Origin of the sequence: Rhodobacter sp., from assembly GCA_020637515.1 — a bacterium.
GTDB lineage: Bacteria > Pseudomonadota > Alphaproteobacteria > Rhodobacterales > Rhodobacteraceae > Pararhodobacter.
Map to the genome: position 1 here is coordinate 2,507,852 of JACKKG010000001.1, position 13,121 is coordinate 2,520,972.

A 13,121-nucleotide genomic window follows, 5' to 3' on the forward strand; every position below is an offset into this window, starting at 1 on the left:
CCGCCAGTTTCCTGAGGATCGCCCGCATGTTGGACCGCGCCACGCTGGCGCTGTGCATGGCGGCGGGCGGCGTCTTGGTGCTGATGGTGTTGGTCAATGTGGTGCTGCGCTATGGCTTTGGCGCCGGCTCGATCAAGATGCAGGATCTCGCGAGCTACGCCTTTGCGGTCTTTCTGATCCTGTCGGTTCCGGTGTGCCACGCCCGGGGCGGCCACGTCCGCGTCGAGGTGGTATCCGAGCGTCTTCCGGCGACCTACCTGCCGCGTGCCGATGCCGTCGCCTGGCTGCTGTTCCTGGCGCCGGTCTTTGCGCTGATCGTCTGGGCCGGGTGGGGGGATGTGCTGTTCGCGTGGTCGATCCGCGAGGGCTCGACCACCCCCGGGGGGCTGGGCGGGCTTTTCCTGGTAAAGACGGCGCTGCCGGTGGCGGCGGCGCTGATGGTCGTGCAGGGGTTGGCGGCGGTGCTGCGGGCGGGCCGGGCATGACCGGCCAGGAGGCGATGCTGATCGTCCTGTTCCTGGCGCTGTTCGCGGGGATCCTGTCGGGCATTCCCGCGATGCTGGCGATTTCGGGCGTGCCCTTCGTGCTGGCGGTGATCGCCGCGCAATTCGGGCTGTTCGACCTGGGGTTCCTCAACGTCTATCCTGCCCGGGTCTGGGGGGTGATGACCAATACGCTGCTGATGGCGGTGCCGCTGTTCGTTCTGATGGGCGTCTTTCTGGAGCGCGCGAACCTGGCCGAGGCGATGCTGCGGGTGCTGGCGCGGCTGCTGGGGGGCTCGCCGCTGGGCATGGCGTTGTCGGTGCTGGCGTTCAGCGCGATCATCGCAGCCTCGACCGGGATCATCGGCGCGACGGTGGTGATGCTGGTGCTGATCGCGCTGACACCGATGATCGAGGCGGGCGTGCCCAGGCGGCAGGCGGCGGGGCTGATCTGCGCCGCCGGCACGCTGGGGCAGATCATCCCGCCGTCGATCCTGCTGGTGCTGCTGGGCGACCAGATCGGCAACACCTATCTTGAGGCCCAGCAACGCGCCGGGAACTTTGCCCCGCAGCCCGTATCGGTGGCGGATCTTTTCGCCGGCGCGATGGTGCCGGGGCTGGTGCTGGTCGGGCTCTATGCGCTGTGGCTGGCGATCACCTTGCGGCCCGGGCGGGTGCGCAAGACCGCGCATGAACCGGTGGCGATGTCCGAAGTCCTGTTCACCTTTCTGCCGCCCCTGCTGCTGATTCTGGCGGTGCTGGGCTCGATCCTGGGGGGGATCGCCACCGCGACCGAGGCCGCGGGGCTGGGCGCGGTCGGCGCCGGGCTGATGGCGGGGTTCACGATCAGTCGTGCGGGCTGGGAACGCGCGCTGATCGCCTCGGCGGGGCTGGCCGCCTTTGCGCTGGTGGCGCTGAAGGTCGCGGGATTTGGCCGGCCCGGGCTGGACAGCGTCGCCGGCATCGTCAGCGTGGCCGCGGCCGGGTTGATCGCGCTGGGGGTGGCGGTTGCGGCGGCGCGGCTGTTGCGCGGGCGGATGCTGGCCGGCGCCCTGATCGAGACGATGAAGATTTCGGGCATGGTGTTCGGGATCGTCATCGCGGCGTCGATGCTGTCGCTGGTGTTCCGCGGCTTTGGCGGCGAGCACGCGGTCCAGGACCTGATGGCGGCGATGCCGGGCGGGCACCTGGGGGCGCTGGTGACCATCATGGCGCTGGTCTTTGCCCTGGGGTTCATCCTCGAGGCGGTCGAGATCATCTATATCGTCGTGCCGCTGCTGGGTCCGGCGGTTCTGGCGGGCGACATTTCGCCGGTCTGGTTCGCGGTGCTGATGGCGATGAACCTGCAAACCAGTTTCCTCACACCGCCCTTCGGCTTTGCGCTATTCTATTTCCGGTCGGTCGCACCCCAGGGGATCACCACGCTCGACATCTATCGCGGCGTGATCCCCTTCGTGCTGATCCAGATCCTGGCGCTGGCGCTGGTGTTCGTGTTCCCTGGGCTGGCCACCTGGCTGCCCGACCTGATGTTCAACTGAGGAGTCTCTCTCATGAAACGCAGAACCTTTCTGAAAAGCGGTGCCGGCATCGCGGCCGTTGCCGGAGTCGCCGCCCCCGCCATCGCGCAGGAGCGGATCGAGTGGAACATGCCCTCGTCCTTTCCCAAGCCGGCGCCGGGCGTGGGCACCAATGCCACCCGCTTTGCCGAACTGGTCGAGCAGCTGTCGGGCGGGCGCATGGTCATCACCGTTTACGGCGCGGGCGAACTGGTGCCGCCCTTTGCCGTCGAGGACGCCGTGCAGGCGGGCAACGCCCCCATCGGCCACGGCACGCCCTATTACGCGGCCTCGAAGACCGCCGCGGCGCATTGGTTCACCGGCGTGCCCTTCGGCCTGACCGCGAACGAGCATTACGCCTGGCTGAAATGGGGGGGCGGCCAGCAGATCTGGGACGAGATCTACGCCGAGCGCAACCTCAAGCCCTTCTATTCGGGCAACTCGGGCACCCAGGCGGGCGGCTGGTTCAAGTCGCGCATTGACAGCCTGGCCGATCTTCAGGGCCTGAACATGCGCATCGCCGGCCTGGGCGGCGAGATGATGCGCAAGCTGGGGGTCAACGCGATCCTGATGCCCGCGACCGAGATCTTCCAGGCGCTGCAATCGGGCGCGATCGACGCGGCCGAATGGGTGGGTCCGCTGCTGGACCAGGCCTTTGGCCTGCAACGCATCACCAACCTGTGTTACACGCCTGCCTATGCCGAACCCGGCGCGGCGTTGCAGGTGGTCGTCAACACCGACGCCTGGGCCGGGCTCTCGGACGATCTGAAGGCGATCATCGAGGCCGCCGCGGCGCAGGCGGCGATGGAGACGCTGGCGCAGTTCGACTATTTCAACGTCACCGCCATGGCGTCGTTGCAAGAGGCGGGCGTCGAGTTCCTGTCGTTCCCCGACGAGGTCGTCGCGGCGATGAAGACCGCATGGGACGAAGTGCGCGAGGAACAGCGCGCGGCCTCGGCCGACGCGGCCCGGGTTCTCGACAGCTACGAAGCCTATCGCACGGGTGCCGTGCCTTATGCGAACGCCTTTGTCGGGCGCTATCTGAACGATCGCTGAAACGCGAAACGGGAACAGGAAAAGGGGGGCTGTCTGCCCCCCTCTTCGCGTGCCGCGAATTCACCCCCCGAGGATATTTCCGGCACGAAGATGGGCCGGATACGAAGCGCCCCTGACACACGTTCGGGGACAAAGGTTCGGCGGCGGTTCGGCGGCGCGGCGGGGCGCGGGCGACCCTCAGCCCTGCGCGAGCCGGTCGATCATGTCGCGGAACTGGGCCAGTTGGTAGCCGTAGCGGGCGCCCGCGGCGATCAGATCGTCGGTCGGCACGCGGCCTGCGTTGGCCAGCGCCCAGACGATCGACGAGCGGTTGCCCGACGCGCAATAGGCCAGCACCTTGCCCGGCGCGCCGTCGATGGCGGCGCGCTGGGTTTCGACGTTCTCCATCGTCAATTGCCCGGGCATCACCGGGTTGAGGACGAAGACCAGGCCCGCGGCCTCGGCGGCGGCGCGCACGGCCTCGGCCTGGAGCGGGGCCGGGTTCTCGGCGTCGGGGCGGTTGCAGATCACCGTGGTGTATCCGGCCGCGGCGAGGGCCGGGATATCTTCGGGGGCGATCTGCGGGGTGACGCTGTAGGCGTCGGTCAGCGGGCGGATGTCCATGGCGTGCGTCCTGTGATCGGTCTCAACTCAGGGCCGCCGCCATCGCGTTGAAGCGGATGCGGAAGGCCGGCGCGACATACATACCGGCAAACATCGCCAACAGGAAGACCACGCCGCCGACGCCGCCCCAGCTGATCGAGGCCACCGCCGGCCCCGGGCACAGGCCCACCAGCCCCCAGCCGGCGCCGAACATCAGCGATCCGATCATCAGGTTGCGATCGACCTGGGTGCCGGGCTTGCCGGGCATGTCGCCGCCCAGAAGCGGGCGCGCGCGCCGCGCGGCGAGGTTCCAGGCCAACATGGTCGGCAGGATCGCGCCGGTCAGGACGAAGGCCAGCGTCGGGTCCCAGTCGCCGAAGATGTCGAGCCAGCCCTGGACCTTCTGGGTGTTGGTCATGCCCGACACGAGCAGACCGGCGCCGAACAGGCCGCCGGCGATGAACGAGGTGAGGTTGCGCAGCATTCAGATGGTCTCCAGCAGGTGACGGAAGACGATGACGGCGAGGCCGCCGGAAATCAGGTAGAACATCGTCGCGGCGATTCCGCGCAGAGACAGGCGCGAGATCCCGCAGACTCCGTGACCCGAGGTGCAGCCGTTCGCCAACCGCGTGCCGATCCCCACCAGCAGCCCGGCAAGGATCACCGCGGGAATGTTGTCGGTGATGTGGGTGAGCACCGGCACGTTGTAGACCGGCTTCAGCAGTGCGGGGATCAGCGCGAGGCCGGCGACAAAGGCCAGGCGCTCGGCCCAGGTGGACCAGCCCGTGCGATCCACCAGCCCGCCGATGATGCCCGAAGCCCCCATGATCCTGCCGTTCACGAGGAGATAGAACGACGCCGCAGCGCCGATCATGAGACCCCCGACGAGGCCCCAGATCCAATCGGTTTCCATGAAGTATTTCCCGTTTTGTCGTGCCCGTTTTTCAGGGGCATCTGATGGTTCGGCGTTGGCCGCCGTCGCGAAGGTCCCGGGCCGGTATCGGGCGGCGTGCCGCCCGTCCCCGGCCCCGGGGGATGTCGTCAGATCCCGTTGACCGGAACCTTCAGATAGCTCACGCCGTTGTCTTCCGGCGGGGGCATCTGACCCGCGCGCATGTTCACTTGCAGCGACGGGATGATGAGGCGCGGCATGGCCAGGGTCGAATCGCGCGCCGTGCGCATCGACACGAAATCCGCGGCCGGTTTTCCGGCACCGACGTGGATGTTGAACGCCTTCTGTTCGGCCACGGTGGTTTCCCAGGCGTATTCGTCCCGCCCCGGCGCCTTGTAGTCGTGACCGACGAAGATGCGGGTTTCATCGGGCAGCGACAGGATCTTCTGGATCGAAGCATAGAGCGTTTCCGCCGAACCGCCGGGGAAATCGCAGCGCGCGGTGCCAAAGTCGGGCATGAACAGCGTGTCGCCGACAAAGGCCGCATCGCCCACGACATAGGTCAGGCAGGCCGGCGTGTGGCCGGGCGTGTGCAGCACGTCGCCGCGCATCTGGCCGATGTGGAAGCTGTCGCCTTCACGGAACAGCTGGTCGAACTGCGAACCGTCGCGCTGGAATTCGGTGCCCTCGTTGAAGACCTTGCCAAAGGTGTTCTGAACGACGGTGATGTTCGCGCCGATGCCGATCTTGCCGCCCAGCTTCTCTTGCAGATAGGGCGCGGCCGACAGGTGGTCGGCGTGGACGTGGCTTTCCAGCAGCCATTCGACCTCGAACCCCTTGTCCCGAACGAAGGCGATCACCGCATCGGCCGAGCGCGTGTCGGTGCGCCCCGAGGCATAATCGAAGTCGAGCACCGAATCGACGATCGCGCATTTCTTGCTGTTGGGGTCGCGCACGACGTAGGTGATGGTAAAGGTCGCTTCGTCGAAGAAGCCGTAGACTTCGGGTTTCATGGATCCCTCCATATTCTGTTTGCCCGGTGCAATATATCGATCCGAAAACACATTACAAGATATGAATGTGTTATTTTGACATGGATCATGCAGCTTTTTCCGTGCTGCGACTAACGTAGTGCAAATAGCCCCAAGGAGTAGGCCGATGACCGAGTTTTCCGCCGCCGATCTGACGCGCCACAAGGCCCAGCTCATCGCCCGTCTGGGCGAGTTGGACACCCGCTTGCAGGGAATCGAGGACGAACTGATGTCGCATCAGTCCCGCGACTGGGAGGAACTGGCCACCGAGCGCGAGCAGGACGAGGTGTTGACCTCGATGGGCGACGGCGGCCGCGACGAGATGCGCGCCATCTACGCCGCGCTCCAGCGGTTGGACACGGGCGACTACGGGTATTGCACCAAATGCGGCACGCGAATCGCCGAGGACCGGCTGTCGGTGCTGCCCGCGACCCCCTTCTGCCGCAGCTGCGCCCCCTGAATCGCGCGGAATCGGCCGTAGATCACACAAAATGTTGCATCGCCTGCCGGGCTTCCCTCTAATGGTGGAAAGCCCGCGCAGGAGGTGCCGTGAACAGCCCCGACCGTTCCTTGCGTCCGCAGGCCGGGCCCCTGTCCGGTGACGGGGCGGCCGAGGATTATGTCCAGCGCCACACGCAGGACGGTGTGGCGATTCTCACCTTTGCCGGGCCCGAGGGGAACCGATTTAGCCCCGAACTGGTCACGGCGCTGACCCGGGCGGTCGTGGCCGCCCTGGGCGACGCGGGTGTGCGGGCTCTGGTGCTGACCGCGCGCGGGGCCGACATCTGCGCGGGCCCCCACGCCGATCTGCCCCCGCCCGGTCCGGTCGCCGCCGAGGTGCCGCCGGTGCTGCCCGCGTTGTCGGCCCTTTGCACGCGGATCGAGGCGGCCGCCAAACCGACGGTCGCGGCGCTGCACGGGCGCGTCACCTCGGGCGGGCTGGCGCTGGCGCTGGCCTGCACCGCGCGTGTAGCCGACCGGCGCGCGACCCTGGCCTTTCCCGAGGTCCGGCTGGGCCGCCTGCCGCCGGGGAATGGCGCGGTGCGACTTGCCTGGCTGGCGGGTGCCGAGGCCGCGCTCAAGGTCTGTTCGGGCGCATCCCTGAATGCCGCCGCCGCCGCCGGTCTGGGCCTGCTGGACCGCGTGACCGACGGCGCCCCCGTGACCGAGGCCCTGACGCTGGCCGGCACCCTGTCGCTTTCGCCCGCGCCGCGTGCCGCGCCCGGCCTGGCCGATGGCCCCGCCTTTCGCGCCGCCGTCACCGCCGCACGGCACAGCCTGCCCAGCCCCCTGCCCCAGCACCGCCAGGCGGATCTTTGGCGCCTCGAGGCGATCGAGGCCGCGCAGCTCTTGCCGCCCGATCAGGCGCTGGCCTTTGACCAGATCCGTGCCGAAGACGCCGCCCGGCGGCCCGAGGCGCGCGCCCTCGCCTATCTGAACGGGGCCGCGCGCCGGGCGCTCAGCGCGGACGACGTCGCGCCGCTGCCTGCGGACATCACGATCCTGGCCGCGCTGACGCCCGACCGCGCGGCGCGTCTGGTGCCGGGCCTGCTGCGGTCCGGCGCGCTGGTGACGCTGACCGCGCCGGACCGCGACACGCTGGCCGACACGCTCGAATCCGTCGCCGAGGCCCAGTTGGCGCGGGTGCGCGCCGGGTCGATGACGCAGGACCAGTCCGAGCAGGACTGGCAGCGCGTGGCGGGCCGCCTGCATCTGGATCTCAGCGCGCGGCCGACGGTGGTGCTGACCGACAGCGCCCACGCCGCCTGGATCGCCGCCGACCTGGCCGCGGATCAGCCGCTGGTCCTGTGGCTGGACCCGGGCGAGGACGGGCCCGACCTGCCGCACGCCGCCCGCCTGATCCCGGCCCCCACCGAACCGCCGCGACTGTGCGAGCTGGTCGCCGATGATGGCGCGGCGGCGCGAATCGCGGCGGCGCTGGCGCTGCGCCTGGGGTTGACGCCGCTGCGCGCGCGCGGGGGTGCGTTGATGGCGCCCCTGCTCGAATCGGCGGCGCGCGCGGCGGGTTGCCTGCGCGCTTTGGGGGTGAGCGAGACGACGCTGGCGGCCACGGGGATCCTGCCCGCCGGCTTGCTGTCGGGATCGGCCGCGCCGATGCCCGCGCCGCCCCTGCCCCTGCCTGCCGAGCGTCTGTTGCTGCTGGCGACGGTCAACACCGCCGCGCGGCTCTTGCGTAGCGGGCGCGCGCTCAGGGCCTCGGACATCGACCTGTGTCTGGTGCTGGGCGCGGGCTGGCCCAACTGGCGCGGCGGCCCGATGGCCGAGGCCGACACCCTGGGCCCCCTGGTCGTGCGCCACGAACTGGCACAGGCCGCGGCCCTGGACCCCGACCTGTGGCAACCCGATCCGCTGATCGAGACGCTGGTGCGCACGGGCCAGGGCTTTGCCAGTCGCTGACGGCCGGCTGGCGCGCCCTCAGCGCCCGTGGCTTTGGTCGTAGCCGTTCGGCGCCGGCGGGGTCCAGCCGGCCAGGATCTCGGCCGGGGTTTCCCAGACCTCGACCCGCAGCGGGTGGCACGGCACCGAATCCGACGAATGCTCGGCCCCGCAATCGCCGCCCGGGCAGGCCGACAGAACCCCCAGCAACGGGATCTCGGCGAAGAATTCCAGGTAATCGCCCGCGCGGACGGGGCTTGCCTTCATGAAATACTGCCCAGTGTCCGGGGTGAACCCCGTGCACATGAAGACGTTGAGCACGTCATGCACCAGGCCCTCGGCCCCCGCGACCCCGGCCTGTTCGAGCGCGCGGGTCAGGTTGGAATGGCAGCAATGGTGATACTGCGCCCCGCCCGACAGCAGCCAGTGCGTGTAGGGATCGCAGCGCGTGCCGATCACGTCATGCACCCGCCCGCCATGGGGATCGGTGCCATACCAGGCCAGCGTGTCCGCGTGCAGCGTGGCCATCGGGCGCAGCGAGGGAAAGCTGGACCACATCCGTTGACCGACCCGCAGATGGGTGCCGTGCAGCGCGCGGGTCTTGCCGGAATAGAAGCGTTCAGAGGGGTCGTCGGCGTTGAACAGGTTCAGGTCGCCGACCTGCGCCCCCTCGGGACAACTGATGCGGAAGAACCCGCCCGCGGGCACGCGGAACGACGCCCCCTCACGCGCGGGCACGGTGACCTCGGACAGCTTTCGCGCGGCGGCACGGGCGCGGGCGTGCAGCGCCCGGTCGGGAACCGGCAGGGTCTCGGGCGGATAGGCGATCACAGGCGCAATGGCGCGCCGCTGATCGGCGTCGGCGGGGGGAAGGGACTGCGTCAAGGGAACCTCGGTTGCGTGGACGCCGGCGAGCGTGGTCACTGTCGGGCGGCGACGCAACCCTTTTTGTCGCGCTGCGCCGCGTAAGACGGGCGTTAACCGAAAATCAAGCTGTAAGGGTATTCACTCCCTGTTATGCTCGGATAGAGAGAGTATTCATGGGCCCCGACGGATGGATGACGGTAGCCGGCAATCGACGTTGATGTCGCCCTTTCCCGACCCTTTGCAGGGCCGATCGGCGGCGGATGTTGTCATTGCGGCCCTGGGGGTGTTGCTGCGCGCCACGCCCGAGGGGCTGGACAACGCCATCGCCGAGGCTTTGGGCCTGGCCGCCCGCGCGACCCAGGCGGATCGCGGCTTTCTGTTCCTGGGGGCCGGTGCCGCCTGGACGATGACGCACGAATGGTGCGCGCCCGGTGTCGCGGCGGTCCACGACCGCTTGCAGGGCGTGGCAATCGAGTCGCTGGTGCCGCAATCGGCGGCACTGAAAGAGGGCAGCACAGTTACCGTGACCGACGCCGCCTGCCTGCCGCCGTCGCCCTTGCGCCTGGGGCTGGATCAACGCGGTGCGACGGCCACCGCGCTGGCCCCCCTGGTGCGCCACGGACGGGTGCTGGGCCTGGTCGGGCTGGACCGGTTGCACGCCGAAACGGGGTTTTCGGAGCGGGACGGCTGGCCGTTGCAATCCCTCGCCGACGGGCTGCTGTCGGCCCTGGGGCGGCGTCAGGCCGAACGCGCGCTGGAATCGGCCAACCAGCGCCAGGCCGAGACGCTGGAACGGCTGCGCGCGACGCTTGCGGCAACCCCCGACCTGGTGCTCGAGATCGACCCCGACGGGCGCTGCCTGGATTACCACTGTTCCGCGCCCGACCTGCTGGCGATCTCGGCCGACCTGATCGTCGGGCGCACCCTCGAAGAGACCTTGCCGCCCGAGGTGGCGCGCCTGCAACGCGCGGGCATGGCGCGCGCGCTGCGCGACGGCACTGCCCAGGTGCCGCGCTACAAGCTGACGCAGAACGGCCGCGACACCTGGTATGATCTGACGATCGCGCGACGGGCCAGGATCGGCGGGCGCGACGGCTTCGTCTTTCGCATCAGCGACGCGACCGAACAGCACGCGCGCGAGACCGAGAACCAGCTTTTGGGCGATGTGACGCGGCGCATGACCAACCTTGCGCTGGTGCTCGATGCCGATGGCCGCATCGTCTGGTTCAACCCCGCCGTCGAAAAGCGCACCGGCAAACGGCTGGACGAGGTGCGCGGCCAGTCCGCTGCGCTGCACGCCGATCCCCAGGCCGATCCGGCGGTGCTGGCGCGCATCGCGCACGCGCTCGAAACCCGCCAACCCTGCCGCGTGGAACTGGAAAAACGCGACTGCCACGGCGATTGCTACTGGGTCGATATCGACATCCAGCCAATGTATGCCGCCGACGGCACCATGCGCGGGTTCATGGTGATCGAAAATGACATCACCGCGCTGAAAGCCCACGAGGCCGAGCTCGAGCGCCTGGCGCGTGCCGCCGAGCAATCGCATCAGCGGTTGAACGCCGCCATCGAATCGTTGCAGGACGGGTTCGCCTATTTCGACCCCGAGGATCGACTGATCCTGTGCAACGACCGCTATCGCAGCTTCTTTCCGGCCTCGGCCGACATCATGCGCCCGGGGCTGACCTACGAGACCTTCATGCGCCACGCCGTCGCGCATGGCGAGATCCCCGAAGCCATCGGTGACGAGGACGCCTGGGTCGCCCGCCGCATGGCGCTGCACCGCCAGCCCAGCAACATCATCGAATTGCAGCTCGCGGACGGTCGCTGGTTGCGCGTGTTCGAGCGCAGCACGCCCGAGGGCGGGCGCGTCGGCCTGCGGGTGGATGTGACGGCCCTCAAGGCCGCCGAACAGCGGGTGAACGACATCCTGCAAGCCGCGCGCCTGGGCACCTGGGAATTCGATCTGGATCGCCGCGAGACCCGGATCAACCCGCAATGGGCCGCGATGCTGGGCCTGGCGCCCCAGGACGACACCGCGCTGGCGGCCGCGCTGTGGCATTCGCTGATCCACCCCGACGACGTGGTCACCCTACGCGACCAGATGCAGGCCGTGCGCGACGGCCGGTCCGAGACGATCGAACACGAACAGCGGTTTCGCCACGCCCACGGCCACTGGGTGCACGTGCTGATCCGTGGCCGGGTGTCGGCCCGCGATGCGCAGGGCCGGGCGATCCGGGTCAGCGGCGTCGGCATGGACCTGACCGAACGGCGCCAGGCCGAGGAACAGCTGCGCGCGATCCTCGATTCCTCGACCGTGGGCACCTGGCAGATGGATTGCGCCACCGGCCGGGTCCAGATCGACGAACGCTATGCCAACATGATCGGCAATACCCTGGACGACCTGCGCCCCTGGACGCTGGACAAGTTCCACGCGCGCGTGCACCCCGACGACCTGGCCCGCCTGACGCAGGGGGTCACGGTGCTCTATCGCTCTGAGCGCGAGCATATGGGCCACGAGTTCCGCCTGCGCCATGCCGATGGCCATTGGGTCTGGGTCCTGTCGCAGACCCGCGTCACGCGCCGTGCCCCGGACGGCCGCCCCCTTGAGGAGACGGGTATCCACCTGGACATCACCGACCGCAAGACGCAGGAGGCCGCACTGACCAGCGCCAAGCAGGCGCTGGAGACTGCCCTCGCCGCGCATCGCGCGTCCGAGCAACGCTATTCCGACATTGCCGCCGTCAGCGACGACTGGTTCTGGGAAATCGCGCCGGGGCGGATCGTCACCCACCTGACTTCGGGGTATGAACGCACGACCGGGATGCCGGTGGCGCGGATCCTCGGTCGCAGCCTCGATGACTTGGGGGTCCGGTCCGATTCCTCAGGCAGCAGCGGCGACTGGGCGCGGGTCGCCCAGCACGTGCAGGCGCGGCAGGCCTTCAGCGATTTTCTGTTCCGGCTGAAACGCTCTGGCGGTCGGCCCCCCTTGTGGTTGCGGGTCAGCGGCGCGCCGTTCCACGACGCCGACGGCAACTACGCCGGCTATCGCGGCGTGGGCACCAATGTCAGCGCCCTGATCGCCGCCACCGAACGGGCCGAGGCCGCGAGCCACGCCAAATCGCGGTTTCTGGCCAACATGAGCCACGAGCTGCGCACCCCGCTGACCGGCGTTCTCGGCATGGCCGAATTGCTGGGCGAGACCCCGGTTTCCCCCCGTCAGCGCGAGATGATCGAGACAATCCGCGACTCGGGCGAGGGGCTGTTGTCGATCCTCAACGACATTCTCGACCTCGCCAAGATCGAGGCCGGCAAACTGGCGATCGAACGTCAGCCCTATCGCCCGGCCGAGGTGTTCGCCCGGGTCCGCGCGCTGTTCGGCCCGCGGGTCACGGCCTCGGGGTTGCGGTTGCAGTTCGATCTGTCGCCCGGCTGCGACGCGCCGCGGCTGGGCGACGCCAACCGCATCCTGCAAATCCTGAACAACATCGTCGGCAACGCGGTCAAATTCACCGAAACGGGCGGGATTACGTTGCGCGCGGCGATCACGCCCGGCTTGCCCGACCGGCTGCGCATCACCGTGACCGACACCGGAATCGGCATGACCGACGCGCAATTGACCAAGGTGTTCGAAGAGTTCGAGCAGGCCGAAAGCTCGACCGCGCGGCGGTTCGGCGGCACGGGTCTGGGCCTGTCCATCACCCGCCGGCTGACGGCCTTGATGGAGGGCGACATCACCCTGACCAGCGCGCCGGGCGAGGGCACCAGCGTCACCCTCGACCTGCCCGCGCCGCCCGCCCCCGACGAGCCCCCGAAATCCGCGCCGGGGCCGCTGCCCGCGCCGGCCACGCCGGGGCGCGCGCTGGCCGGGTTGCGACTGTTGGTGGCGGATGACAACCGCACCAACCGCCGCATCCTGGAGACCATGCTCGGCGCCCTGGGCATGACCGTCACCCTTGCCGAGGACGGCCAGTCGGCCTGTGATCTCTTCGCGCCCGGCGCCTTCGATCTGCTGCTGCTCGACATTTCGATGCCCGGTCTGGATGGCATCGGGGCCCTGACCGCGATCCGCGCCCGCGAGGCGCGTGCGGGCACGCCGCCGACCCCGGCGCTGGCGGTCACCGCCAACGCCATGCAGCACCAGGTTGACGAATACCTGGCTGCCGGTTTCGACGGCCACGTCGCCAAGCCGTTTCGCAAGGATACGTTGAGCGCCGCGCTGGCCCGGGTCCTCGCCCCCCGCTAGCGGGCCGCGCCT

General features: G+C 69.2%; 11 protein-coding genes. 6 read left to right on the forward strand and 5 right to left on the reverse strand.

What is annotated here, in order from left to right; all coding sequences use genetic code 11:
• Positions 1–26 precede the first annotated feature (26 nt).
• The 3 genes from H6900_12315 to H6900_12325 are packed head-to-tail and all read left to right on the forward strand — an operon-like array spanning position 27 to position 3,094.
• Entirely contained in the window at positions 27–485 is a 459-nt protein-coding gene (locus H6900_12315; protein MCC0074063.1) for a TRAP transporter small permease subunit, read from the forward strand.
• Entirely contained in the window at positions 482–2,020 is a 1,539-nt protein-coding gene (locus tag H6900_12320; protein MCC0074064.1) for a TRAP transporter large permease subunit, read from the forward strand. The genes H6900_12315 and H6900_12320 overlap by 4 nt, the downstream gene beginning before the upstream one ends.
• A 12-nt stretch (positions 2,021–2,032) precedes the next feature.
• Positions 2,033–3,094, forward strand: coding sequence for a TRAP transporter substrate-binding protein (locus H6900_12325; protein ID MCC0074065.1), 1,062 nt, complete (start codon positions 2,033–2,035; stop codon positions 3,092–3,094).
• Positions 3,095–3,271: 177 nt separating this feature from the next.
• Here the strand turns inward: H6900_12325 and H6900_12330 are convergent, their stop codons facing one another.
• From H6900_12330 to H6900_12345, 4 genes are all read right to left on the reverse strand, one after another.
• Positions 3,272–3,697, reverse strand: a complete 426-nt coding sequence (locus tag H6900_12330; GenBank protein MCC0074066.1) for a TIGR01244 family phosphatase — start codon at positions 3,695–3,697, stop codon at positions 3,272–3,274.
• 22 nt (positions 3,698–3,719) lie between these two features.
• Positions 3,720–4,157, reverse strand: a complete 438-nt coding sequence (locus tag H6900_12335; protein ID MCC0074067.1) for a hypothetical protein — start codon at positions 4,155–4,157, stop codon at positions 3,720–3,722.
• Between the two features lie 3 nt (positions 4,158–4,160).
• Positions 4,161–4,589 carry a YeeE/YedE family protein gene (locus H6900_12340; protein MCC0074068.1) on the reverse strand — a complete coding sequence of 143 codons (429 nt, stop codon included), beginning with the start codon at positions 4,587–4,589 and terminating at the stop codon, positions 4,161–4,163.
• A 128-nt stretch (positions 4,590–4,717) separates the two neighbouring features.
• Positions 4,718–5,581, reverse strand: a complete 864-nt coding sequence (locus tag H6900_12345; GenBank protein ID MCC0074069.1) for an MBL fold metallo-hydrolase — start codon at positions 5,579–5,581, stop codon at positions 4,718–4,720.
• 145 nt (positions 5,582–5,726) lie between these two features.
• Between H6900_12345 and H6900_12350 the strand changes: the two genes are divergently transcribed.
• Positions 5,727–6,059 (forward strand): TraR/DksA C4-type zinc finger protein, encoded by a 333-nt coding sequence (locus H6900_12350; GenBank protein MCC0074070.1) that lies wholly within the window; start codon positions 5,727–5,729, stop codon positions 6,057–6,059.
• A gap of 89 nt (positions 6,060–6,148) precedes the next feature.
• Entirely contained in the window at positions 6,149–8,017 is a 1,869-nt protein-coding gene (locus H6900_12355; GenBank protein ID MCC0074071.1) for an enoyl-CoA hydratase/isomerase family protein, read from the forward strand.
• A gap of 18 nt (positions 8,018–8,035) precedes the next feature.
• On the opposite strand, the gene H6900_12360 is transcribed toward H6900_12355, so the two are convergent.
• A complete protein-coding gene (locus H6900_12360; protein MCC0074072.1) occupies positions 8,036–8,881 on the reverse strand; it encodes a DUF1989 domain-containing protein in 846 nt (281 codons plus the stop codon).
• A 169-nt stretch (positions 8,882–9,050) separates the two neighbouring features.
• Here H6900_12360 and H6900_12365 point away from each other — a divergent pair, with 169 nt between their 5' ends.
• A complete protein-coding gene (locus H6900_12365) occupies positions 9,051–13,109 on the forward strand; it encodes a PAS domain S-box protein (GenBank protein ID MCC0074073.1) in 4,059 nt (1,352 codons plus the stop codon).
• Positions 13,110–13,121: the final 12 nt, after the last annotated feature.

Bases quoted from the DNA above. Each gene is read 5' to 3' on its own strand.
- H6900_12315 (MCC0074063.1), top strand. From the start codon at position 27: ATGTTGGACCGCGCCACGCTGGCGCTGTGCATGGCGGCGGGCGGCGTC.
- H6900_12340 (MCC0074068.1), bottom strand. From the start codon at position 4,589: ATGGAAACCGATTGGATCTGGGGCCTCGTCGGGGGTCTCATGATCGGC.
- H6900_12330 (MCC0074066.1), bottom strand. From the start codon at position 3,697: ATGGACATCCGCCCGCTGACCGACGCCTACAGCGTCACCCCGCAGATC.
- H6900_12320 (MCC0074064.1), top strand. From the start codon at position 482: ATGACCGGCCAGGAGGCGATGCTGATCGTCCTGTTCCTGGCGCTGTTC.
- H6900_12325 (MCC0074065.1), top strand. From the start codon at position 2,033: ATGAAACGCAGAACCTTTCTGAAAAGCGGTGCCGGCATCGCGGCCGTT.
- H6900_12345 (MCC0074069.1), bottom strand. From the start codon at position 5,581: ATGAAACCCGAAGTCTACGGCTTCTTCGACGAAGCGACCTTTACCATC.
- H6900_12350 (MCC0074070.1), top strand. From the start codon at position 5,727: ATGACCGAGTTTTCCGCCGCCGATCTGACGCGCCACAAGGCCCAGCTC.
- H6900_12365 (MCC0074073.1), top strand. From the start codon at position 9,051: ATGGATGACGGTAGCCGGCAATCGACGTTGATGTCGCCCTTTCCCGAC.